23 protein-coding genes and 1 pseudogene are annotated in these 22283 nt (G+C 59.8%); 7 read left to right on the forward strand and 17 right to left on the reverse strand.

Annotated features, from left to right (window positions below; genetic code table 11):
- Window positions 1-2: 2 nt before the first annotated feature.
- Both Q1B15_RS23540 and Q1B15_RS17630 read right to left on the reverse strand, forming a co-directional pair.
- The gene (locus Q1B15_RS23540; RefSeq protein WP_366141743.1) at window positions 3-416 is read right to left on the reverse strand and encodes a hypothetical protein; all 414 of its coding nucleotides are present in this window, start codon (window positions 414-416) and stop codon (window positions 3-5) included.
- 104 nt (window positions 417-520) lie between these two features.
- The gene (locus Q1B15_RS17630) at window positions 521-1003 is read right to left on the reverse strand and encodes an N-acetyltransferase (protein WP_299756184.1); all 483 of its coding nucleotides are present in this window, start codon (window positions 1001-1003) and stop codon (window positions 521-523) included.
- A 94-nt stretch (window positions 1004-1097) separates the two neighbouring features.
- Between Q1B15_RS17630 and Q1B15_RS17635 the strand changes: the two genes are divergently transcribed.
- Window positions 1098-1706: a flavin reductase family protein gene (locus Q1B15_RS17635; RefSeq protein WP_299756186.1), complete on the forward strand. Its 609-nt coding sequence runs from the start codon at window positions 1098-1100 to the stop codon at window positions 1704-1706.
- 3 nt (window positions 1707-1709) lie between these two features.
- Here the strand turns inward: Q1B15_RS17635 and Q1B15_RS17640 are convergent, their stop codons facing one another.
- The 4 genes from Q1B15_RS17640 to Q1B15_RS17655 are packed head-to-tail and all read right to left on the reverse strand — an operon-like array spanning window position 1710 to window position 8426.
- Window positions 1710-3773, reverse strand: a complete 2064-nt coding sequence (locus Q1B15_RS17640; RefSeq protein WP_299756189.1) for a hypothetical protein — start codon at window positions 3771-3773, stop codon at window positions 1710-1712.
- Complete coding sequence (locus Q1B15_RS17645) at window positions 3773-6544, reverse strand: DUF4159 domain-containing protein (RefSeq protein ID WP_299756191.1); 2772 nt, start codon at window positions 6542-6544, stop codon at window positions 3773-3775. The genes Q1B15_RS17640 and Q1B15_RS17645 overlap by 1 nt, the downstream gene beginning before the upstream one ends.
- Window positions 6544-7422, reverse strand: a complete 879-nt coding sequence (locus Q1B15_RS17650) for a DUF58 domain-containing protein (RefSeq protein ID WP_299756194.1) — start codon at window positions 7420-7422, stop codon at window positions 6544-6546. The genes Q1B15_RS17645 and Q1B15_RS17650 overlap by 1 nt, the downstream gene beginning before the upstream one ends.
- The gene (locus tag Q1B15_RS17655; RefSeq protein ID WP_299756196.1) at window positions 7419-8426 is read right to left on the reverse strand and encodes a MoxR family ATPase; all 1008 of its coding nucleotides are present in this window, start codon (window positions 8424-8426) and stop codon (window positions 7419-7421) included. The genes Q1B15_RS17650 and Q1B15_RS17655 overlap by 4 nt, the downstream gene beginning before the upstream one ends.
- A 59-nt stretch (window positions 8427-8485) precedes the next feature.
- Here Q1B15_RS17655 and Q1B15_RS17660 point away from each other — a divergent pair, with 59 nt between their 5' ends.
- Complete coding sequence (locus Q1B15_RS17660) at window positions 8486-9085, forward strand: DUF1285 domain-containing protein (RefSeq protein WP_299756199.1); 600 nt, start codon at window positions 8486-8488, stop codon at window positions 9083-9085.
- Window positions 9086-9251: 166 nt separating this feature from the next.
- The gene (locus Q1B15_RS17665) at window positions 9252-9728 is read left to right on the forward strand and encodes a hypothetical protein (protein WP_299756201.1); all 477 of its coding nucleotides are present in this window, start codon (window positions 9252-9254) and stop codon (window positions 9726-9728) included.
- A 44-nt stretch (window positions 9729-9772) separates the two neighbouring features.
- On the opposite strand, the gene Q1B15_RS17670 is transcribed toward Q1B15_RS17665, so the two are convergent.
- Window positions 9773-10477: a hypothetical protein gene (locus Q1B15_RS17670; protein ID WP_299756204.1), complete on the reverse strand. Its 705-nt coding sequence runs from the start codon at window positions 10475-10477 to the stop codon at window positions 9773-9775.
- A 161-nt stretch (window positions 10478-10638) separates the two neighbouring features.
- Here Q1B15_RS17670 and Q1B15_RS17675 point away from each other — a divergent pair, with 161 nt between their 5' ends.
- The 3 genes and pseudogenes from Q1B15_RS17675 to Q1B15_RS17685 all read left to right on the forward strand — a co-directional run bounded on the left by Q1B15_RS17675 (window position 10639) and on the right by Q1B15_RS17685 (window position 11542).
- Window positions 10639-10956, forward strand: a complete 318-nt coding sequence (locus Q1B15_RS17675; protein ID WP_299756205.1) for a VOC family protein — start codon at window positions 10639-10641, stop codon at window positions 10954-10956.
- A 45-nt stretch (window positions 10957-11001) separates the two neighbouring features.
- Window positions 11002-11118 (forward strand): annotated as a pseudogene (locus Q1B15_RS17680) (HTH domain-containing protein); the annotation flags it as partial.
- 250 nt (window positions 11119-11368) lie between these two features.
- On the forward strand, window positions 11369-11542 hold the full coding sequence (locus Q1B15_RS17685) for a WYL domain-containing protein (protein ID WP_299756229.1): 174 nt from the start codon (window positions 11369-11371) through the stop codon (window positions 11540-11542).
- Between the two features lie 177 nt (window positions 11543-11719).
- Here Q1B15_RS17685 and Q1B15_RS17690 read toward each other — a convergent pair whose 3' ends face one another.
- The 9 genes from Q1B15_RS17690 to coxB form a co-directional block, all read right to left on the reverse strand.
- Window positions 11720-12301, reverse strand: coding sequence for a GNAT family protein (locus Q1B15_RS17690; protein ID WP_299756207.1), 582 nt, complete (start codon window positions 12299-12301; stop codon window positions 11720-11722).
- Window positions 12301-13563, reverse strand: a complete 1263-nt coding sequence (locus Q1B15_RS17695; protein WP_299756208.1) for a pitrilysin family protein — start codon at window positions 13561-13563, stop codon at window positions 12301-12303. Before Q1B15_RS17695 ends, Q1B15_RS17690 begins: the two co-directional genes overlap by 1 nt.
- Complete coding sequence (thrC, locus tag Q1B15_RS17700; protein WP_299756210.1) at window positions 13560-14951, reverse strand: threonine synthase; 1392 nt, start codon at window positions 14949-14951, stop codon at window positions 13560-13562. The genes Q1B15_RS17695 and thrC overlap by 4 nt, the downstream gene beginning before the upstream one ends.
- Window positions 14951-15634, reverse strand: coding sequence for an SURF1 family protein (locus tag Q1B15_RS17705; RefSeq protein ID WP_299756212.1), 684 nt, complete (start codon window positions 15632-15634; stop codon window positions 14951-14953). Before Q1B15_RS17705 ends, thrC begins: the two co-directional genes overlap by 1 nt.
- A gap of 91 nt (window positions 15635-15725) precedes the next feature.
- Window positions 15726-16532, reverse strand: a complete 807-nt coding sequence (locus Q1B15_RS17710) for a cytochrome c oxidase subunit 3 (protein ID WP_299756214.1) — start codon at window positions 16530-16532, stop codon at window positions 15726-15728.
- Window positions 16533-16553: 21 nt separating this feature from the next.
- Window positions 16554-17165, reverse strand: a complete 612-nt coding sequence (locus Q1B15_RS17715; protein WP_299756215.1) for a cytochrome c oxidase assembly protein — start codon at window positions 17163-17165, stop codon at window positions 16554-16556.
- Window positions 17165-17353, reverse strand: coding sequence for a hypothetical protein (locus Q1B15_RS17720; RefSeq protein ID WP_299756217.1), 189 nt, complete (start codon window positions 17351-17353; stop codon window positions 17165-17167). The genes Q1B15_RS17715 and Q1B15_RS17720 overlap by 1 nt, the downstream gene beginning before the upstream one ends.
- A complete protein-coding gene (gene cyoE, locus Q1B15_RS17725; protein ID WP_299756219.1) occupies window positions 17353-18282 on the reverse strand; it encodes a heme o synthase in 930 nt (309 codons plus the stop codon). The genes Q1B15_RS17720 and cyoE overlap by 1 nt, the downstream gene beginning before the upstream one ends.
- 12 nt (window positions 18283-18294) lie before the next feature.
- On the reverse strand, window positions 18295-19176 hold the full coding sequence (gene coxB, locus Q1B15_RS17730) for a cytochrome c oxidase subunit II (protein ID WP_299756222.1): 882 nt from the start codon (window positions 19174-19176) through the stop codon (window positions 18295-18297).
- A gap of 159 nt (window positions 19177-19335) precedes the next feature.
- Here coxB and tldD point away from each other — a divergent pair, with 159 nt between their 5' ends.
- Window positions 19336-20760: a metalloprotease TldD gene (gene tldD / locus Q1B15_RS17735; protein WP_299756225.1), complete on the forward strand. Its 1425-nt coding sequence runs from the start codon at window positions 19336-19338 to the stop codon at window positions 20758-20760.
- Window positions 20761-20873: 113 nt separating this feature from the next.
- Here the strand turns inward: tldD and Q1B15_RS17740 are convergent, their stop codons facing one another.
- On the reverse strand, window positions 20874-21746 hold the full coding sequence (locus Q1B15_RS17740; protein ID WP_299756227.1) for a class I SAM-dependent methyltransferase: 873 nt from the start codon (window positions 21744-21746) through the stop codon (window positions 20874-20876).
- Window positions 21747-22283 lie beyond the last annotated feature (537 nt).

The following is a 22283-nucleotide window of genomic DNA, read 5'->3' on the forward strand; positions in this document are numbered from 1 at the left end:
AGCTACGCCACCTCGGACGAAGACCTGATTGAGGCCTCAGCCCGCATCAGACGCTTCTGCGAAGGCCTGACGTGACCGGTGCGCCCCAAGAATACTAGGTGGGGCTGCGCGAAAACGGCACAATAGTCTTTCTCATTGATCCTGAAGGCCGCGATCATCACATCGAAATGACCCAGATGGCTGTGATCAATAAACAGGGCGAGATCAAACCCCACGGCGACCATACCCTCACCGACGCAGACCACACCGCTATCCCTAAATAACTGATCACGCGCTCTGGCATCGATCGCGCCCGGTTGATCGACGACATTCTGCACACCGTCGACCACCTCAATCTGATCACCACCTGGGCGCACCAAAAAGCCAGCGACGCCGATCTCGAGACTGTCACGGACCCGCGTCTCATGGCGATGCACGACGGGCGTCAGGTCATTGTGAAGAAACAGGCCAATCGCCTCGCCAAAGACGACGAAACCAACTCTTCACCCTTTTCGAAATACCTAAGACCGCGCCGCCCGCATCAGGCGTGCCAAGGCGTAACGCGCCCCGAAACACCAGACCAGCCACCCGGCGTAATATCTCGGCCCAAAATCCGCTCGGGGTTCGTGGGCGGCGGCATATCCACGCCAACAAGCTTGGTAAACCCGAACCGCCCGTAATACGGCGCATCGCCAATAAGCATCACACGGCTCCAGCCATCCGCGCGTGACAGGCTTTCCTCGACCAATAGTGCGCCAAGCCCCTCGCCCTGCCGGGTCGGATGCACGGCAATCGGCCCCAATAATAACGCAGGCGCCTCGCCCACGCGCACGGGCCAGAACCGCACGGCCCCGGCCAAAACGCCTAGCTCATCGCGCGCCACCAAACTCAGATCAGCCACAGGATCGACCCCATCACGCAAGCGATAAGACGACAGCGCCTCGCGACCCGGCGCAAAGCAAAGATCGAAGAGCGCCTCGACCTCCCAAATATCCGCATTCGTTTCGCGCTCTAGGCCGTACATCCAACTTTCCCGACTTGGCATTTTTAGCTGGAAACGCGCCTAGCACGGGGCTAGGTCCGAGACAAACAGCAAGAAGAAAAAGGTACCGCGCCCCATGTTCTACCGCCCCGAAGACGGCCACGGCCTGAAGCACAATCCCTTCAATGCAGTGGTCACACCGCGTCCCATCGGCTGGATCTCAACGCGGGGCACAGATGGCCGCGAAAACCTCGCGCCCTATTCCTTCTTCAACGCGGTCGCCTATGTGCCACCGCAGGTCATGTTCGCCTCGACCGGGACGAAGCCCGACCGTGACGGCACAAAAGACAGCCTAGGTAATATTCGCGAGACGAACGTCTTTTGCGTCAACATCGTCGAATACGAAATGCGCGACGTGATGAACGTCAGTTCCGGGTCGTGGGATCGCAACGTCGATGAGTTCGACAAGGCCGGGATCGCGCGCGTCGAATGCGAAACCATTGCCGCATCCCGCGTCGCGAATGCACCTGCGTCACTTGAATGCAAGGTCACCCAGATCGTCCAGCTTCCGGGGGCCGCCAACTTCGTCACCTTCGGCGAAGTCACCGGCGTCCATCTGCGCGACGATTGTGTGGTGGATGGGATGTTCGACGTCCTGAAATTCCAGCCCCTGGCGCGCCTTGGCTACCGGGACTACAGTCGCGTCACCGAAGTTTTCTCGCTGAAGCGCCCGGGCGAAGAATAAGTCCTACCTCCGCCCTTCGCGCAACCATCCGGCCAACGCCAGAAACGATGCCAACAGCAATAACGCCCAGCCAGGCAACAGCGGCGACACGCGCACATCTGCCGTAAGATAGGCCTCGCGCGGCGTAATTGCGATCCAGCCACGCCCTGCCGCAACGCGGCCTTCGCGCACAGTGCGAATACCCGGCACGCCGTCTTCCAAAACCCGGATGCCGCCCCGTGTTTCAGCCACCGCGGCGTCCAGAACGGCGGCGCTGGCAATCGTTTCCTCAAACTCGCGCGGCGCGGATGGCCCAAGTGCGACCACCGCGTCCTGATCGCCCTCCAATAGGCGGTACAACCCAACCTCAGGACCCTCGAACGTCGCGGTGAAGCGCCCCGGGGACACCTCTTCCAGAGGCACCGTGACCACAGCGCCATCTGGCCCGGTGATCTCAACGGGGGCCACATCTTCTCCCAGCGTACGGCGCGTGATCACCATCGTCTGGCCTTCGGCCATAACGCTCAGCGCCTCCTCCTCAAGGTCGGGTTCCTTCATCATCCAATGCGCCAGACGCCGCAGCAATTCCAACTGCGGCCCACCGCCGTCGTACCCGCGCGACCACAGCCAGGCGTGATCCGATGCCAAAAGCGCCACACGCCCCTCCCCGACACGGTCCAGCACCAGCAACGGGCGCTCATCAATACCCGACATCACGGCCGTCCCGCTCTCCGGCACAACATCAATAATCCGCAGCCACTGCCCCCACGGCGCATCATCGCCCTCAACCTCGGGTTGGAACCCTTCGGTCACGGGATGGCGCTGACCGATGTCTGTGACGGTCGGCAAATAGGCTTCTTCCAACACCCGCCCCGAAGGCGCTGCGGGAATAATTTCGGCCAAAGGCGAACGATAAATCGAATCCGCTGTCGCAAAGTCTGGCCCTGCCGCAATCAAAAGCGCCCCGCCGTCTTCCACATAACGCCGCACGTTATCGAGATAGATCGCCGGCAAAATCCCGCGCCGCTTGTAGCGGTCGAAAATGATCAGATCAAACTCGTCGACCTTATCCAAAAACAACTCACGCGTCGGAAAGGCGATCAAAGACAATTCGTTGACCGGCACGCCGTCTTGCTTTTCCGGCGGACGCAAGATCGTGAAATGCACCAGATCGACCGAGGCATCCGATTTCAGTAAATTCCGCCACGTCCGCTCGCCCGCATGGGGTTCCCCCGACACCAGTAAAACCCGCAACCGATCCCGCACCCCGTTGATCTGGACAACGGCGGCATTGTTGCGTGTCGTCAGCTCGCCCAATTGCTCGGGCAGCGTGAACTGGATCACGTTCATGCCACCGTGCTGCAGCGTGATCGGCAGCTCCAGATCCTCGCCCACAGGCACGGTAAACCGCTGTGGCTCGGCACCATCCACGGCAATTTCAATCTCGGCGCGCTCGGGCAGACCAACGGGCACCGCACCCTGATCCTCAATCCGCAACGTCAGCGTCACAGGCTCATCCAAAATCGCAAAGGCAGGCGCGTTTTGGACCATCAACCGGCGGTCCCAATCGCTCGAACGCCCGGTCAGCAGCGCATGCAATGGTGCAGGCAAATCGGGGCTGCGCTCGATGTCATGCAACTGACCATCGGTCAGCAAAATAGCCCCCGCAAGTCGCGACCGAGGCTCCTCGGCCATCGCATTGGCCAAAGCCCCCATCAGCAACGTGCCCTGATCGCCCTCGCCATCCCCAAGCGTGACAATCCTCAATTCGGTGTTGTCCAGCCGCGCAATCTCGGCCTCAACCCCAGCAATCGCCTGCGTGATCTGCTCAGGCCGATCCGAAATCGCCTGACTCGCGCTTTCGTCCACAACCAACAAAACAATGTCGCTCAACGCCTCGCGGTCTTCGACCTGAAGTGACGGATTGGCCAAAGCCAAAACCAACACCCCAAACGCCATTCCGCGCAGCCACCAGCCCGCAAGCCCGCGCCAGACAGCAATACCGACAAACAGCACCGCCAACATCGCCCCGGCAAGAACCGCAGGCCAGGGCAACAGCGGATCAAAGAGGATCGTTCCGGTTTCCATTACTGCCCTAACCGATCCAGCAGCGCAGGCACATGGACCTGATCCGACTTATAGTTCCCGGTCAGCACATGCATGATCAGGTTCACCCCAAAGCGGTAGGCAATCTCGCGTTGTCGCTCGCCAGCAAAGCCGCGCCCCACTGGATACATCGGCGCGCCCGCCGCATCCATTGCCCATGCCGACGCCCAGTCGTTGCCGCCGATAATCACCGGCGTTACGTTGTCATTGAGATTGCGAAACGGCATGCCGTCCGCGCGTTCCGCGTCCGCAGGGGCAGCTTCCACCCAGACGTCCGGGCTTGCGTGACGTCCCGGAAAGTCCTGCAACAGATAGAACGTCCGCGTTAGCACATGATCGCTTGGGATCGGTTCCAAAGGCGGCACGTCCAGCGGCAAAGCCAGTTCCTGCAACTTGCGCCCGTTGGGGCTTGAGCCGCCAAACCGTGCGGTATCCGCATCGCGCGTATCAAACAGGATCATGCCTCCGGTGCGCAAATAGCGGTTCAGCTTTGCATAAGCCTCGGTCGAAGGGCGGGGCTGATCCGGCGTCACCGCCCAGTAGAGGAACGGATAGACTGACAACTCATCCGTCTCCAAATTCACTGCAGACGGGTCCGTTGGCTCGATCGACGTCCGCCGGAACAACACGCTCGACAGCCCCCGAAGGCCGGCACCAGACGTCCCATCGACCCGCCGATTGCCCGTCACCACATAGCCCAAAGACAACTCAGACGCCGCCAGCAACGCCTTCTCAATGTCCTCAACCGTCTCCTGCGCGCGCGCTTCAGGGGCCACCATCAACATCGCAGCCACGATCAAAGCAACTCCCTGCGCCCGTGGTCCGGTCAACCGACCCGACAGCCAAAGCGACGCCAGAATATCCACCATCAACGCCAACATGCCCAATGCCAGAGCAAGACCCTTCAGCGGCGTTTCACCCGTCACCGCCAAGCCCTCAACCGGCACATCGGCGGGCCAGACAACCCGCTCAAGACGATCCGCGGCCCCGATCACATTCCGCGCAATCCGCCGGTCCTCGCCCGCATAAAGCCCGGGCGGCAAGTCCGCCCCTAGCGCGCCTTCCGCAAGCTCCTCGCCCGCAACCCCGAACAATGCGCCCGCGTCCTCGATCTGTCCTGTCGCCGTCAAAACCTGATCCACCGTCCAGACCGTTCCGGCCAAATCTTCCGCTGTCACAGCATCCGGTGTCGACGACACTGCAAGACGCTCCAGCATCTGCACAAACAAACCCGACAGCGGCAAAGTCGACCATTCGGCATTGGCGGTCACATGAAACAAGACAACCTGTCCCGCATCCAAGCGCTTCCTTGTGACCAAAGGCGTGCCATCGCTTAACGCCGCGATGGTGCGCGAGGCCAACGTCGGATCGGGTTGCGCCATCACCTGCGCGGATACGGCGACATCCTGGGGCACGGCCAAGCCGAAAAACGGGCTTTGCGGCAAGAAGCCACGCAACGCCTTCGGCTCGCCCCACGACATCGCGCCGCCAACGTTTCGCCCGCCTGCACGCAAACGCACCGGCATCAAAATAGCCTCGCTGTCGCGCCCCACATCAGACGCCGCCAGCCGAGGCCCCGCGAACCGCACCAAAATGCCGCCCGCGCGCACCCAACCTTCAATTGCTTCCGTCTCGCCCGCGGCCAAGGTCGCAATGTCGGCCAAAACAATCACGTCAGGGTTCGCCAAGACAATGTCACCGATATCGCCCTCGATCAGATCCGCATTCGGCAACAGCGCCTGCTCAAGATAATGCGTTGGCGTCAAAAGTTGCAGCCCCTCGCGTTCGTCGCGCGCAGCCAGCAATGCCACCTCGCGCCGTTGCAGGGCGTCATCCGTCAGGCTGACCGCGCCCGCCGACCGCTGTCCTGACAATTCAAAGCGCGTGATCCGGTTGCGCAACTCAGGCGGCAGAGACAAGGCCAAAGACGCCACGTCCTCGCCATCGCCAAATTCAAACGTCGCACTGGCCAATTGCCGGGGCGTGCCTGACGGATCAAGCCCATGCCCGATCACCGTGACCTCAGAGGCGCCACTGGCACGGCTTCGCACCGCCTCCAACGCAATCGCGCCATCCGCAAACCGCGCGGGCCGAAGCCCCAATACCGGCCGCTGCGCCTCGAACACCGAAACCGCGCCCGCGCCCTGAAGCACTTCCAAAAGTCCATCGTGCCATGCATAGGATAACCCATCCGACACCCAGAACGTATCAAATCCAGACCCAAGCCCGTCGGCCCAATCTGCCACGACGTCCCCGTCCGGAGCCCAAGCCGCAGGCGCCAGCCCCGGCAATTCCGCGCGCCATACATCCGCCGATCGAAATGGCACGTCTCCTGCCGGGAGATCTGTCAAAACAATCACAGCCGTTTCACGCCCGGCCTGCGCGGCTTCGCCCAAGGCGCTATCAACGCGTTCTAACCGCCGGGTCCAATCCGACGCCCCGGCCCAGGTGCCGTCCATCAGCACCAACAATGGCCCGTCACCCGCTTGCCGCTCCTGCGGGTTCAAAACCGGCCCCGCAAACCCGATAATCGCAGCCGCAACCGCCAGCGTGCGCAACAGCAATAACCACCAAGGCGTGCGGTCCGTCTGGGTTTCCTCGTCCGTCAGCCCTAGCAACAGCGCGACACCCGGAAACCGCCGCCGGATCGGTGCAGGCGGTACAGCGCGCAGCAATATCCAGAGGATGGGCAAAGCGATCAGGCCCAGCAAAAGCCACGGCGCACTAAATCCTATGGGGCCAATGCTCCACATCAGTGCACGCGCTCCAAAGCGCCATAAAGCCAAAGCAAAGCGCCCGACGCCGACTTGTCCGTGTGATGGCAATGAAATTGCCACCCCGTGGCCCGCGCCAAAGCCTGCAACTCGTCTTTGCGCGCCGCCAACCGCTCCAGATACCGGTCGCGCAAATCGCCCGCTTTCAGCGTTTCGTGCGCCAAGGTTCCCCCAATACTTTCAAAAATTGTGCGTCCATTAAACGGAAAGGCTTCTTCTTGCGGATCAAGAACCTGCACCAACGCGCCATCAACGCCCCGGTCTGCCGCCCGCGTCAAAGCTGTACTTACAGGCGCAATATCCCCAAGAAAATCAGACACAAACACCGCGCGCGACCGCCCCGGCACACCGCGCAATTCCGGTGCGATATACTCAGCCGCCGCAGCACTTTCCGCCAAGGATGCCGTCAGACGCATCAGTTGCACCTGCCCCGCGCGCGGCGGCAGGCCTGCGTTGGTCAACCCGACCCGCTCGCCACCCCGGATAAGCAATACCGCCAAAGCCAGACACAACCGACGCGCCTCATCTGCCTTGGTCGGCAGGGATGCATCGGACGAAAACTCCATCGACTGACCCGCATCAAGCCAGATCATCACGGACTGCGCCGCCTGCCATTCCTTTTCGCGCACGAACAAACCATCGTCCGACCGCGCCGAGCGCCGCCAGTCGATTGCGCGCGCCTCGTCGCCTGCATGGCTGGGGCGGTACTGCCAGAACTGATCGCCCTGCCCCACACGCCGTCGCCCATGCTCGCCCGCCATGACGCTTGACGCCAAATGCTCCGCTGCCGCCAGAAGCGGAGGGAACGAGCCCGCGAGGGTCTCGGCATCCTGTCTTAAGCGCGCGACGTCTCTCACGCGGCCGCCTCCGTGCGGGTCACAACTTCGGTCACCTGTCTTATCACAGTGTTCAATTCGAGACCGCGTGCACGTGCGGCAAACGTCAGCGCCATGCGGTGCGTCAGAACCGGCGTCGCCATCGCCGCCACATCTTCGATCGACGGCACCAGCCTTCCCTCAAGCAACGCGCGGGCGCGCACCGTCAGCATCAAAGCCTGCGCCGCCCGTGGCCCCGGCCCCCAACCAACATTCTCGCGCACGATATCGCTGGCACCCGGTTCCTCCGGGCGACAGGCGCGTACCAGATCAAGGATCAACTCAACCACAGCCTCGCCCACCGGCATCTGACGCACCAAAGCCTGCGCCGCCATAAGTTCTTGCGGCGAAAACACCCGCGTTGAAACCGCTTCAGCTGACCCGGTCGTCGCCATCAAAATATTACGCTCGGTGTCGCGATCCGGATAGGGCACATCAATCTGAACAATAAACCGGTCCAGCTGTGCTTCCGGCAACGGATAGGTGCCTTCCTGCTCGATCGGGTTCTGTGTTGCCAGAACATGAAACGGCGCTGGCAAATCATGCGGCACGCCCGCCACTGTCACGGCCTTTTCCTGCATCGCCTGCAACAACGCCGACTGCGTTCGCGGAGACGCCCGGTTCACCTCGTCGGCCATCAAGAGCTGACAGAAAATCGGGCCCTTAATAAACTTGAACGCGCGACTGCCATCGGGACCGGTTTCCAGAACTTCCGATCCCAGAATATCCGCTGGCATCAAATCGGGCGTAAACTGCACCCGCTTGCCATCAAGGCCCAATACAGTGGACAGCGTATCCACCAGCCGCGTTTTTCCAAGCCCCGGCAAACCGACCAAAAGCCCATGCCCACCACACAGGATCGAGCTTAAAACAAGGTCGACCACGCGCTCCTGCCCAATGAACCGCTTGGTGATACTCGCCTTCGCCGTAGCAAGCTTTTCGCCCAGCTGTTCAATCTCGGCGACAAGGTCAGGGGTTTCTGTCATGGCAACGGGCTCCAAATATTCTATGATCTTACTAGACCCAAGTATGGCGTATTGAACAAATGGCAAAAGAAGAAATGGCACAAAACATCGTGAAACCCAGTGCGGAAGGCATTGCCGCAAGCGCGCGCGCCGTAAAAACACGCGGATTGCCGCCTGTACACCTGTGGAATCCCCCTGATTGCGGCGATATCGACATGCGGATTGCGCGCGACGGGACGTGGTTTTATCTCGGCACACCCATTGGCCGCCCCGAGCTTGTGCGCCTTTTCTCCACAATCCTGCGAAAAGACGGCGATCGTTACGTCCTTGTCACGCCTGTTGAGAAAGTCGGCATCCAGGTTGATGACGCCCCCTTCGTCGCCGTCGACTTCACTGCGACCGGAACAGGCCCCAACCAAACCCTCACTTTCGAGACCAACCTCGGCGATACCGCTACCGCAGGCCGCGCCCACCCGATCCGCGTAGAACGTGACGCACAAACCGGAGAACCCGCGCCTTACGTCCTGATCCGCGCCGATCTTGAAGCCCTCATCGACCGCAAAAGCTTCTACCGTTTGGTCGACATCGGAGCACACCATGACGTCGAAGGAACCAGTTGGTTCGGCCTCTGGTCGCAGGCGCATTTCTTCCCCGTTATTCCAAGTGCGGAGTTGCCGTAGCGCCGAATGGGCGCCGCAAACCCAGCCTAGCCATTCCCAACGGACGACTTCCTGAAATGGCGCGCGTTACGCCGCCTCGCGGCAAGTTCACCGCTGCTTTGGCCAATAGCGGGGATTTTGGCGTGGCGTCCGTTCACATGGCGCGGCGACAAAGCCGTCGACTGGGGTGCGCCAGCAACCACGTCTTGCTTGCATCACCGAATGGGCGCTCCCTTTGCGGGTGCGCTCCAGCAAGGTTGGCCGCACGTTTGCCGCGCTGGCGCTGGTCGTCGTCACAATCCAGAACATTTCAACCTTGACCGCCGCTTCAATGCGCCTGACCGACGGCACACTCGTTGACCCCTGCAACGGCCGTCTCGCAATGCCCCCGACCCCAAGGCCAAAAGTGGTTTCAGCCGTCTGCGAGACTTATCGCTGGCGCAGGTTCCTCTCACTTCTTAAAGACCAAGGTTATGACGTGGTTCCACAGCGGCGCGCGTTCGTTTACGCATATTATCTGTATCGCGTTTGGAACGATGACAGGCCGCAATATCAAAAGCTGAAAACAATCGAGATCGCCTTTCTGGTTGAATGGAGACGCGCGCCCGGCGTCGCCAAAACAGTCGATTGCACCCCTGTCTGGACGCAGCCCCGTATACAATGATTGAGGGGTCGGTATGGTCGCTCAAAACCCGCCTCGCACCAGCGCTATCGCGACAACACCTCCTCCAGTACGCTATCAAACCTCTCCCCGGCCTCAGCCCGCGCAATAAGCTCTAAAAGGCCCGCGCGCCCCGCCGCGCGCTCAATCGCCGCAACCTCTGCGGCCGCCGACCCGTAGGCCCGTCCGACGCCAAGTGCGCGAAAAGCATCATCCCACTGCCAGAAGCGGCGCACTTCCCGTATTCGTGTGCGTGAAAACGCGGTAACGCGGCCTCCGCCCCTTGGATGATTTGCAACATGCGTGGCCAGCCCCTCGTCGAACCAGGTCGGATAAGGCTGGCGCACCAGATTGCGCGGTCCCATCGCGCGATGAAGCCGCGAATGGGTCATTTCATGTGTCAGCGTCCCAACCGTCAGACCGCCCGGAGCGGTCATCACCGCGATATCTGAAATCGATAGCCCGTTACCCCCGGTGCCGAAGGCCCGCGCGCAAGAACGCGTGCCACAAAGAATAAGTGTCGGACGCGGCGCAAGATCCCCAAAAAAGCCCTCGACACGGCCGCGCGACGCCTCAACAAGACCCAGCAATTCTGATGCACGACCCGGCGCATCGGTCCAGACGCGCGGCGCAATCTCAGCCAGCCCATTGGCCCCCGGCAGAACCATGCGATGCGTGCCCGGAACCGCAACACCAACGATCACAGCGACAAAAAGGCTGTTGGCAAAAAAACTGAAAAGTCGCGCAAGCATGATTAGGCCGATTTGGGAAACTGCCGATCCTTTCTGATGCCGGCTGGCGGGCAAGTCCAGCAACACGCAAAAAATCACTTCGCCCCCAAATCTTCCTGACACCATCCTGTCAGGAGGGGTATGCAACAAGCAGGCATTCATCCAACAAAGGAACGCCGGAAGTGACTAACTCTCCTGCCAATCCGGTCGTATGGTGCGAAATTCCCCTGCGTGACATTGATCGCGGTATCGCGTTTTATATGTCTGTGTTTGATTTCAGCCTCACCCGTGACGACAACGGCCGCAATCCAATTGCCATGTTCAAAGACGACATGTCTGGCGTCTCAGGGCATCTCTTTCCGGGCGAACCTTCCGCGGCTGGAAACGGACCAACAATCCACCTGATAGTGCCGGACACGTTGGAAGCCGCCGCCGATCGCTGCCGGAAAGCCGGAGGCACCGTCAAGTCCGATCCTGTCCCGCTTCCAATACGCTCTTGACCCCGATGGCAATTCCATCGGCCTGTTTGAAGCGAACGCCGCTTGATGCGCAGGGCCGACCGTCTCTTTCAGATCGTGCAATTCCTGCGCGACGGTCGGCTCACCACGGCGGCAAAACTGTCGGAAAAGCTCGAGGTCAGCGAGCGCACGATATATCGCGATATCGCTGACCTCATCGGCACCGGCGTGCCAATTGATGGCGAAGCGGGCGTCGGCTACATCATGCGCGAAGGTTACGACCTGCCACCTTTGATGTTCACCCGCTCCGAGAACGTGGCCCCGACTGCAGGCGCGCGCCTGATCCGTGCCTGGGGTGGCACAGCCATGGCCGAAGCCGCCGAAGACGCCCTGGTAAAAATACGCGCCGTTCTGCCCGAGGACGCCCGCGCACGTGCAGGGTCACGCCTTCGAGATGCCCGACCTGGACGACGCCACCCGCGCGCGCCTGGATACATTAGAACGCGCCGTCGAAGCCAAGACCCGCCTCGCACTCGCCTATGCAACCGAAGACGGCGCCGCCACAACCCGAACCGTCCGCCCGCTTGGACTGTGGTTCTGGGGCAAAGGCTGGACGCTTGTGGCGTAGTGCGAACTCAGAAATGACTTTCGGATGCTCCGCGCCGACCGCATTGTCGACACCACCGAACAAGCGCCTTTCCGGGAAGACCGCGGAAAACGCCTCAGCGACTTTTACGCATCGCAGGACCGCTAAGCCTTCCCCTTTTTGAGAATACCTATAGCGCAGAGCCAGAAAAATACGCTGTCAGCCGTCGACTTTGCCACGCCGATCACCGCGCAAATTTGCGTACAGAACATGGTTGCGCCAGCGCCCGTCTATCTGAAGATAGGACTGCGCCACGCCCTCATATTTATACCCGCATTTTTCCAAAAGCCCGCGCGACGCCTTATTTTCCGGCAAACACGCGCTTTCCAGGCGGCTTAAATCCAACACTTCAAACGCGTGATGCACCATCGCCGTCAATGCCTCGCGCATATAGCCTTCACGCGCATGCGGCTCGCCCACCCAATAGCCGATTGTCGCTGCCTGAGCCGGACCACGTCGGATATTGTCCAATGTGATCGCCCCCAAAAGCCGCCCATCCTCGCGCCGCTCCATGAACAGCGGCAAAGCGGTGCCTTGCGCAATCGACCGGCTTGCCCAGTATACCCGGTTCACGAAGGACTTGCGCGACAGATGATCCCGCGCCCAGCGCGGTTCCCATGGCGTTAGAAATTCAGAACTTTGATCCCGCAAAGCCGACCAATGACGGAAATCACCATGCACAGGCGGTCTCAAGATCATCCGCCCGGTGTCAATCCGGACCTTGCGCCCGAACTTAAGCATTACGCCGCAAGCCTACCCGCCAAAGCCTCACGCTCCGGCGCACGCGAAACCGGCCCATAAAGCGCCAATGCTGTATCCGCCTTCTCAACCAATCCGGCGGCAAACGCCTTGGCATCGCCTGTCGTCACGGCATCGATCAATTCAACTGTTTCTTCCAAAGACGGCACCCGGTCCCAGATTGACATCAGACGCGCCAGACGTTCCGCACGGCTTGACGGACTTTCCAGGCCCATCAACATCCCCGCCTTCATCTGCGCGCGCGCCCGCGCAATCTCAGCCGGCGTCATATCATCCGCCGCCCGCTTCATCTCATCCACGGTCAGGTTCACCAGACCCTCGATGTCATCCGCCCCCGTGCCCGCATAAATCGTCAGCAAACCACTGTCGGCATAGGCCCCGGTCTGCGCGAAGATCGTATAGCAAAGCCCTCGCTTCTCGCGGGCTTCCTGAAACAGCCGGGATGACATGCCGCCGCCCAAAACAGTTGAGAAAATCTGCGCCGTATACACGGCCGGATCGCGATACCCCGGCGTTTCAAACGCCAATGCAAAATGAGCCTGCTCAAGGTCTTTCTCAATCCGATGCTCACCGCCCCTAAACGCCGCAGGATCCGTCGCTCCGCCGCCCTGCGCCGCCAAATGCCCGAACGCGGCTTCCGCCGCCTTCACAATCGCGTCGTGGTCCACGGCCCCAGCCGCCGACACAATGATGTTTCCGGGCGCATAACGCTCGGCCACAAACCCCGACAGATCCGAAACACCGAACGATGACACCTTATCGGTGGGCCCCAAAATCGTGCGCCCCAAAGGTTGGTCTGGATACGCGGTCTCCTGAAGCCAGTCGAAAATCACATCGTCCGGCGTATCGTGCGCCTGTCCGATCTCTTGCAAAATCACGTGGCGCTCGACCTCGACCTCGCGCGGGTCAAACGCCGGGTTCAACACAATATCGCTGATCACATCGAACGCCAGCGGCACGTCATTTTCCAGCACGCGCGCATAGTAAGCCGTCATCTCGCGGCTGGTATAGGCGTTGATATAGCCGCCCACATCCTCGATCGCCTCGGCGATATCCAAAGCTGATCGCTTTGCCGTGCCTTTGAACGCCATATGCTCAAGGAAATGCGCGATGCCGTTCTGCTCAAGGCGTTCGTGCCGCCCTCCGGCGGCCACCCAAACCCCAAGCGAAGCCGACGCCAGCCCCGGCATATGTTCGGTCACGACGCGCACGCCGTTCGACATGCGATGTATTTCAACGGTCACGTTGTGCGCCTCTTTCGGATCAAAGCTTCAATCTCCCCAAGGTCATTCCCAACACGTGTGACCCGTTCTGACCTTTGATAAAGATCCCCCATCCGGTTTGGAAGGGGTGGGCGAATTCCAGTTGCCGCCTCAACCGCATCCGGGAATTTGGCGGGATGCGCCGTAGCCAAAGTGATCATCGGTGTCGCCGAGACGCCCTGATCCATCGCCACCTTCACGCCCACTGCCGTGTGCGGGCAAAGAACCTCGCCGGTCCGCTTTTGCATGGCCGTGATCATGGCGGTGGTTTCGTCTTCCGATGCCCGCCCGGACCCATAGATATCGCGCAAGACACCAATCGCGCCCTGCGAGACCGGAAAGCCTCCGCTGCCCTTCAACTCGTCCATCAACTGAGCAACCGCGCGCCCGTCGCGACCGTAGGCCTCGAACAACGCGCGCTCAAAATTGGAGCTTACCTGTATATCCATCGACGGGCTGATCGAGGGCGTCACACCCTCTTTGGTATAGGCACCACTTTTCAGCGTCCGATGCAGAATGTCGTTCTGGTTTGTCGCGACGACCAAGCGCTCAATCGGCAACCCCATGCGCTTGGCAATGTAACCCGCGAAGATGTCGCCAAAATTCCCTGTCGGCACGGTGAAACTCACCGAACGCTTTGGAGCTCCCAAAGAAACCGCAGACGAGAAGAAATAAACAACTTGCGCCAGAACCCGACCCCAGTTGATCGAATTCACCGCCGCAAGTCGCACCTCGTCGCGGAACTCAAAGTCCGCAAACATATCCTTCACTGCCGCCTGACAATCGTCAAAATCACCGTCCACCGCCAAAGCGTGGACGTTCGTCTCGACTGGCGTGGTCATCTGGCGGCGCTGCACCTCGGACACGCGTCCATGCGGATACATGATGAACACATCGACCGCGTCCAGACCCCGAAACGCCTCAATCGCCGCCGACCCGGTATCGCCAGACGTGGCGCCGACAATCGTAACTTTCTCGCCCCGACGAGTCAGGGCTGCCTCGAACATCTGCCCGATCAGTTGCATCGCAAAATCTTTGAACGCCAGGGTCGGGCCGTGGAACAACTCCAACAGGAAATGGTTCGCCCCAAGCTGCACCAGAGGCGCGCGTGCGTCATGGCTGAAAGAGGCATAGGCCCGCGCAATGATCGCCTCAAACTCATCATCGGTGAATGCATCGCCGATAAAAGGACGCATCACCCGAAACGCCTTTTCCTCATAGGACAGGCCCGCCAAAGCTGCGATATCGCCGGCAGACATCTGCGGAATGCTGTCCGGCACATAAAGCCCGCCATCGCGCGCCAGCCCCGTCAGCATCGTCTCTTCAAAATTCAAAACCGGAGCCTGTCCCCGGGTCGATACATATTTCATCACACTTCCTCGCCGCGTCCCCGCCTCATACGCCAAAGAAAAAACGCCGTCATCCCCGCCCAGACAATTGCAAGGCCAAACCACTGCACCGCATAGCCCAGATGGTTGTTCGGAATGCCCACACTCGTGACCGGCAAAGGCGTCGCTCGCGGGTCAGTCCCCGACACACTGCGCGCCACGATCAACACAGGTTCCGTGCCCAATGCCGCCGCCATCACGTCCACATCGCGCGCGAACACCAGCCCGGTCGCGAAATCCGGCGCGGGCGTGAAACGATCGACCTCACGCGGCCAATGCAGATTGCCCACGACCTCCATCGCGACGCCCGGCCGCTCCGCATCGCGCGACGCACTCGGCACAAACCCCTCGTCGACCAAGATCCGACGGCCACCGTCGGTTTCAAAGGCAGACACAACCCGAAACCCTGGCCCAACCTGCGGCACTGACGTTAAGGCCACCAACTCGGTTCCAAGGGTCCGCCCCGACACAGCAACCGGCAAAAACCGATCCACTTCGACATCGAACGCATTGGGTAAAGCCACCGGCGCGGCGCCGATCCTGGCCTCGATCTCGTCCAGCATCGCGGTCTTCCACGCCAACCTTTGCAACTGCCACGCGCCCAGCGTCGACAGCACAAGACAGCCGACAATCCCGAATACCAATGGCAAAATCATGCGCCGCATGAAGGGTCTCCCAAGCCAAAGGCGCGAGAGCCCCCGCGCCTTTATCCTTTTACAAATACCTTCGCCGGAGGCGCATACCGCGTCTCGCGTGTCAGCCGCCCCAGACGTAGACCGCAGCAAACAGAAACAACCAGACCACGTCCACAAAGTGCCAGTACCAGGCAGCCGCCTCGAAACCGACATGCTTTTGTGGTGTGAAATCCCCGGCACGTAAGCGCATGTAGCAAACGAACAGGAAGATCGTGCCAATTACCACGTGGAAGCCATGGAAACCCGTCGCCATGAAGAAGTTTGCGCCGTAGATATTGCCCGAGAACCCAAAGGCCGCGTGGCTGTATTCATAGACCTGGAAGACCGTAAACAGCATGCCCAACAGAACCGCGAGGATCAGGCCCGTCGCCATGTCTTTGCGATTGTTCTCGTGCGCCAAAGCATGGTGCGCCCAAGTCGCCGCAGCGCCCGAACACAGCAGGATTAACGTATTGATCAGCGGCAAATGCCAGGGATCAAACGTCTCGATGCCAACCGGCGGCCAGATACCATCAATCGCAGGCGACAGCCCGTTCGGATCCATCGGATAGATCGCATGCTTGAAAAAGCTCCAGAACCAGGCTGCGAAAAACATGATCTCGGACATGATGAACAAGATAAAGCCATACCGAAGCCCCAACCGGACAACCGGAGTGTGATCGCCGATGCGGCTTTCAGACACCACGTCGGACCACCACGCAAACATCACGTAAAGCACAAGCGCGAGGCCAACGAAGAACATGAATGGCGTGACCTGGTGCATCCAAAGCACCGCCCCAAACAGCATGACAAAGCCACCCACCGCGCCAAGAAGCGGCCAGATCGAAGGGCTTAGAATGTGATAGTCGTGGTTTTTTGCATGCGCCATATTAGAGGTTCCCTCGGGCGTTTAGTTGATATCTTGCACAGGCACACTTTCGGTGACCAGCGCCGCCTGCTTGGGAGCGTAGTCCTCCGGCAGGTCTGTTTCATAGAACGTATAGCTTAATGTAATGACCGTAACATGGCTGGCGTCTGGGTCATCCAGAATTTCCGGCTCCACAAAGAAGCTCACAGGCATCAAAACGCGCTCGCCCGGCTCCAAAATCTGAAGCTCAAAGCAGAAACACGCGATTTTCGAGAAGAACGACCCACCCGCGAAAGGTGCGACATTATACGCTGCCGTTCCGGCAATCGGGCGATCCGTAGGGTTGTAAGCTTCGTAAAACGCCAGACCCTCCTGACCAATGCGGATTTCCATCTCGCGCTCGACAGGTTTGAACTCCCAAGGCATGCCCTTCTCTTTCGAGGCATCAAACCGTATCTTGATGGTCTCTTGCAGCGGCTCATCCATTGCGGCCTCGGCCACATCCGTCGCCCCGCCCCAACCGGTTGTTCGACAAAACCAGTCATACAAAGGCACTGACGCCCAGGCGAGCGAGCCCATAAACACCACAACACCGACAAGCTGAAGAACAGTCTTCTGCTTGGGATCCCGCGGCAGTTTGGTCACGTCGCTCATCAGTTGTTCTCCACCGGCAACAATTCTGTTCGCACGGTGTGGTCAAAACCCTGTACGGCCTCGCCACTGGTGACTTTCACAACCGTCAGGCCAAAGACCACGGCCACAAAAGACACCAACGTCAACGCCACACCCACGTTGCGCGATAGGCGCCGTTGATGCAGTTCGTGTGTTGCTTTCAGGTCCATCAGATAACGCCTCCTGCTTTCAGCGCATAATCCACCAAAAGCGCGCAAAAATGCACAAACAGATAATACAGCGAGAAGCGGAAGAATGCTTTCTCGACCTTAAAGTTATCGGCCTCGGACATCACCTCGTCACGCCGCCAAATCTGGTAGGCACCCCAGAGGAACCACGCATTCAGAGCAACCGCGACAAGCATGGTCACAGGACCGCCTATGCTTGTCAGCGCCAGCCAGACCGGCACCGGGGCCAGCAAAACCGTGTAGGCAAGGATGTGATTGCGTGTGGACTTGCGCCCATGCGTCACCGTCAACATCGGCACGCCCGCGTCGTCATAATCCGAGCGCATGAACAACGCCAAAGCCCAAAAATGCGGCGGCGTCCACATGAAGATCACCGCGAACATCAAAACGGCCTCAACCGAAACCGACCCGGTCGCCGCGACCCAGCCGATCAGCGGAGGAAACGCACCAGCCGCCCCACCAATCACAATGTTCTGCGGCGTCGAGCGATTCAGCCACATTGTGTAGACGACGGCGTAAAAGAGGATCGTAAACGCCAGAAGAAACGCCGCCAAAAGATTTGTGGCCAAGGCCAGCATCACGACGGAAATTCCCGAAAGTCCGACACCAATGGCCAAAGCCTCGCCCGGCTCAACGCGGCCCGATGGTACGGGACGCTTCGCCGTCCGCCGCATCACCGCATCAATATCGGCGTCGTACCACATATTCAAAGCGCCCGACGCACCCGCGCCAACAGCAATGAACAAGATCGCGGCGAAAGCCTCGACCGGATGCAGCGATACAGGGGCCACCAAAAGACCGACCAGCGCCGTGAAGACCACAAGCGACATCACCCGTGGCTTCAACAGTGCAAAATAGTCCCCGAAAGTCGGTTCGTATTCGCGGGTAATGCTGGCTGAGATATCCGTCATTTCAAGTCGCCCTTACTCGGCTGCCGCGACCTGAACGGACCCGTCCACGATGCCCTGCGCAACCTTCGTCTCGGCCAACCAGGCTTCATAATCCGCCTCAGTCACCGCTTTGACATTGATCGGCATATACGCATGGCTCAACCCGCAAAGCTCGGAACACTGACCGAAGTAAATGCCCTCCATGCCCTCATCGACTTCAAACCACAGCTCGGCCAGACGACCGGGAACCGCGTCCTGTTTCACGCCGAAGGCCGGAATAGTCCAAGAGTGGATCACATCCGCTCCAGTCACCTGAACCACAACAACCTTGCCGGTCGGAATGACGATGGATGTATCCGTCGCCAGCAAGAACTGCCGGTCCGTATAGCCGGCGGCTACCAGCTCTTCAGACACTTCCGGCGTCAGCATGTTGCCCGCATCAGACCCGATCATGTAGCTTTCGAACTCGATGCCCTCATCAACATACTCATAGCCCCAGTACCACTGATAGCCCGTCGCTTTGATGAACACATCGCCTTCGGGAATGATCTGCTCTTTAAACAGAACCGGTAGCGAGAACGCCCCGATGAAGACGAGAATCACAATCGGCACGACTGTCCATGCAACTTCGATCGGCGTGTTGTGAGTGAATGTTTTTGGCTCAGGATGGACGCGCTTGTTGAAGCGTAAAATCACATACAGCAAAAGTCCCACAACAAAGAGCGTGATGATCGAAATGATCACCAGCAAGAAGTTATCCAGCCAAACCAGATCCTGCATGATGCCAGTGGCTTGGGGCTGAAAGCCCATCAAGCCGTCCGTGGGCTGGCCAATGATCTGAAGGTCCTGAGCGAGAGCGGAGCCTGCCGCGCCAAAAGTGGCGCCCAGTCCGGTAAGAAAGGTCGAAAGACGCATGTCGAAGATGGTCCTGTTTTTGTTGGTGTTCCCTTGCCGCGCAAGAAACCTCACGCGGCACTGTTGTTCTTGGCGCCTTAGAAATCATATTAGGCCCTAGGGAACAAGACACTGAGTTGCGGCATTCAGCCGCCTGTGCCCCCGCGAAAAGGATAAAAAATGGCCGAGACAGCCCCCTTCCGCCCATTCGAGACTCTGCTTAACGAGGCCCGCGCGCTTGCAATGCTGCGCAAGGCTGTCGCAGGGGCTGATGACGGCGAATTGTTCCTGGAACGCCGCCGCTCGGAAATGTTGTCCTTCGACGATGGACGGCTCAAAAACGCCAGTTATGACGCAGGACAAGGCTTTGGTTTGCGCGCTGTAAAGGGCGAAACCGCTGGATATGCTCACTCTACCGAGATCACCGAACACGCCCTGAAGCGCGCCGTCGATACCGCGCGTCTGGCTGTCGGAGACGGCGGCGGCACCCTCGCTGAGGCCCCGCACGCGACAAATCAAAAGCTCTACGGTGACACGGATCCGATGGCGGATGCGGAATTTCCCGTCAAGATCGAAACACTTTGTGAAATCGACGCCTATGCCCGCGCCTTGGACAAACGCGTCATTCAGGTCTCCGCAGCCCTTGCTGCCTCCATTCAGGAAGTGGTGATTCTCCGCCCCGAAGGCCACTCCGTCACCGATACCCGCCCGATGACCCGCCTCAACGTGTCGATCATCGTCGAGGAAAATGGCCGTCGCGAAAGCGGCAATTCCGGCAGCGGCGGGCGTTACGCGCTGACCGGCCTCATCGACCCCGACCACTGGAAATCCACCGCCCGAGAAGCCCTGCGTATCGCTCTCGTCAACCTCGAGGCCGTTCCCGCCCCGGCAGGCGTCATGGACGTCGCACTGGGCCCCGGATGGCCAGGCATCCTGTTGCACGAAGCCATCGGCCACGGCCTTGAAGGCGACTTCAACCGCAAAGGCTCTTCCGCGTTTTCCGACCTCATGGGTAAACAAATCGCCTCCAAAGGCGTCACCGTCCTTGATGACGGCACCATCCCCGACCGTCGCGGCTCGATCACCGTTGACGACGAAGGCACGCCCGGCGCAAAAAACACCCTGATCGAAGATGGCGTCCTTGTCGGCTACATGCAGGACCGCCAAAACGCCCGCCTCATGGGGGTGGCCGCCACCGGCAACGGACGCCGCGAAAGCTATGCCCACGCGCCCATGCCCCGCATGACCAACACCTACATGCTGTCGGGCGACGCAAACCCCGAAGATATCGTCGCGGATGTAAAAGACGGCATCTACGCCATCGGCTTCGGCGGCGGTCAGGTCGACATCACGTCGGGCAAATTCGTCTTCTCCTGCACGGAAGCCTACAGGGTGAAAAACGGCAAGGTCGGAGCCCCCGTTAAAGGTGCCACCCTGATCGGAGATGGCGCCACCGCCCTCAAGCAAATCCGCGCCATTGGCAACGACATGAAACTCGACCCTGGTGTGGGAAACTGCGGCAAAAACGGGCAATGGGTGCCGGTTGGCGTCGGGCAGCCAACGCTTTTGATCGGCGGTCTGACCGTGGGTGGCTCGGCGGCCTAAAAAGAAAAGGCATCCAAGAAATCGGATGTCCGCAGAGGGTCCAAAGCCGATCTGTGTCCTGCTTTTGTGACCTCAAACAAGGCCGCCGGTGCGGCGTCGTATCAATTTGATGCTCAAGTGGGATTGCGTGCGGAGATCACCCAAGAGGACGTCGGCGCCCAGATACCATTCCCGTCCCGTTCCAGACCCTCAAAGAAAGTGCGCATCTCGCGTTCGATTTCGGGGCGCTTGGCCTCGGCAAGCGCCTCTCCGGCCTCGCGGAAGACTTCGCCGGCTGGACCGATTGCCAAGGCGAATGCGATGCATTCTTCCGGGGTTGTGCCGACCATAATCTTTTCGTCCACGCGGGTGAAAGTAACGTCCTCATAGCCAGCGCTTTTCATCATTAAGCCCGTCGTTTCCTGATTGCCCATTGAGAATGGGCCGGGTCCACACGAGTCTGCGTCTTCGCCCGGAGGCGGGAGATGGCGAAGGGCGATGTCCTTTGCTGCCTGCCAGGCCGGGTTTTCTTCGCGACGACGCCAGACGATATGTGTCATCTGTCCGCCTGGCTTGAGCGCCAGACGCATGCGCCGCAATGCTGGAACGGGGTTCGTAAAGAACATGGTTCCGAACCGCGCGACCACGTAGTCAAATTCGTTTTCGGGCAGCGCGATCTCTGCATCCCCACGGCGAAACTCGGCGTTCGTGTGACCCTGTGCAGCAGCGTCTTCGCGCGCTTGTTCCAGGAAAGCATCGACGCAATCGATACCAACGACGCGCCCAGTGGAGCCGACCATCTCGACAACTTGCAGCGACATATCTCCCCAGCCGCAGCCGACGTCGAGCACTGACATCCCTTTTTTGATGGGCAAATTCGGAATTACTGCAGCGGAATGGCGTGACAGCCCGCCCTGTAAGATGTGCCTATATTTTGTGAATTTTGGTTCCAGAACCGAGTTCCAGAACTTCACAAAATCCGTGTCGTCTTCATTGTCCAAAGCCATGCTTCGTCCTCCCTTTCTGAGATCCATATCGAATGATCTGGATAAGGTGAAAAATGGCGCCCGCTCCTTTTAACACCGGGCGAAACTGAAGCCGGGCAGGAGACCGGTGAGATTCTCCGTAGGGTGAAAGAACCTTATGCGTTCGGCTTCGCGATATCTCAGGCGAAATTTATACGGCGCCATCTGTTGCCACAAACATGCCCTTCGGTCTTTTCTCTATCGCAAGCCAGTCACCGAGTATTGGGTTGACGATGCGGTTCGCCGCGCGCCTGCACGGAGGCATTGCCAACGTCATACCGACGTCGCCTTTTCGCGCATTTTTCCGGTGTATTAACGGCGAACGTCTTTGCGGCCACATCGCCGCGCTTCTTGAAATTCCATGTGACGCCGGTCTCACCAATTATCACGCCGCAAAGGCGGGCGATATTCAACACGAACGGGACAAAGGCTGTTGAAGCGGCGCACCTCCTGTCGCCATCGGTTTGCCGGCCTACCCGGCACGCCTAGCCAACATCCCCGACCCGCCGCTGATCTCGA

Source organism: uncultured Boseongicola sp. (genome assembly GCF_937988555.1).
Classification (GTDB): Bacteria; Pseudomonadota; Alphaproteobacteria; order Rhodobacterales; family Rhodobacteraceae; genus Boseongicola.

What these genes read in the sequence shown, in the direction of transcription:
- Q1B15_RS17630 (WP_299756184.1), bottom strand. Translation starts at nt 1,003, where the DNA reads ATGTACGGCCTAGAGCGCGAAACGAATGCGGATATTTGGGAGGTCGAG.
- Q1B15_RS17635 (WP_299756186.1), top strand. Translation starts at nt 1,098, where the DNA reads ATGTTCTACCGCCCCGAAGACGGCCACGGCCTGAAGCACAATCCCTTC.
- Q1B15_RS17640 (WP_299756189.1), bottom strand. Translation starts at nt 3,773, where the DNA reads ATGGAAACCGGAACGATCCTCTTTGATCCGCTGTTGCCCTGGCCTGCG.
- Q1B15_RS17645 (WP_299756191.1), bottom strand. Translation starts at nt 6,544, where the DNA reads ATGTGGAGCATTGGCCCCATAGGATTTAGTGCGCCGTGGCTTTTGCTG.
- Q1B15_RS17655 (WP_299756196.1), bottom strand. Translation starts at nt 8,426, where the DNA reads ATGACAGAAACCCCTGACCTTGTCGCCGAGATTGAACAGCTGGGCGAA.
- Q1B15_RS17660 (WP_299756199.1), top strand. Translation starts at nt 8,486, where the DNA reads ATGGCAAAAGAAGAAATGGCACAAAACATCGTGAAACCCAGTGCGGAA.
- Q1B15_RS17670 (WP_299756204.1), bottom strand. Translation starts at nt 10,477, where the DNA reads ATGCTTGCGCGACTTTTCAGTTTTTTTGCCAACAGCCTTTTTGTCGCT.
- Q1B15_RS17685 (WP_299756229.1), top strand. Translation starts at nt 11,369, where the DNA reads ATGCCCGACCTGGACGACGCCACCCGCGCGCGCCTGGATACATTAGAA.
- Q1B15_RS17690 (WP_299756207.1), bottom strand. Translation starts at nt 12,301, where the DNA reads ATGCTTAAGTTCGGGCGCAAGGTCCGGATTGACACCGGGCGGATGATC.
- thrC (WP_299756210.1), bottom strand. Translation starts at nt 14,951, where the DNA reads ATGAAATATGTATCGACCCGGGGACAGGCTCCGGTTTTGAATTTTGAA.
- Q1B15_RS17705 (WP_299756212.1), bottom strand. Translation starts at nt 15,634, where the DNA reads ATGCGGCGCATGATTTTGCCATTGGTATTCGGGATTGTCGGCTGTCTT.
- Q1B15_RS17710 (WP_299756214.1), bottom strand. Translation starts at nt 16,532, where the DNA reads ATGGCGCATGCAAAAAACCACGACTATCACATTCTAAGCCCTTCGATC.
- Q1B15_RS17715 (WP_299756215.1), bottom strand. Translation starts at nt 17,165, where the DNA reads ATGAGCGACGTGACCAAACTGCCGCGGGATCCCAAGCAGAAGACTGTT.
- Q1B15_RS17720 (WP_299756217.1), bottom strand. Translation starts at nt 17,353, where the DNA reads ATGGACCTGAAAGCAACACACGAACTGCATCAACGGCGCCTATCGCGC.
- cyoE (WP_299756219.1), bottom strand. Translation starts at nt 18,282, where the DNA reads ATGACGGATATCTCAGCCAGCATTACCCGCGAATACGAACCGACTTTC.
- coxB (WP_299756222.1), bottom strand. Translation starts at nt 19,176, where the DNA reads ATGCGTCTTTCGACCTTTCTTACCGGACTGGGCGCCACTTTTGGCGCG.
- tldD (WP_299756225.1), top strand. Translation starts at nt 19,336, where the DNA reads ATGGCCGAGACAGCCCCCTTCCGCCCATTCGAGACTCTGCTTAACGAG.
- Q1B15_RS17740 (WP_299756227.1), bottom strand. Translation starts at nt 21,746, where the DNA reads ATGGCTTTGGACAATGAAGACGACACGGATTTTGTGAAGTTCTGGAAC.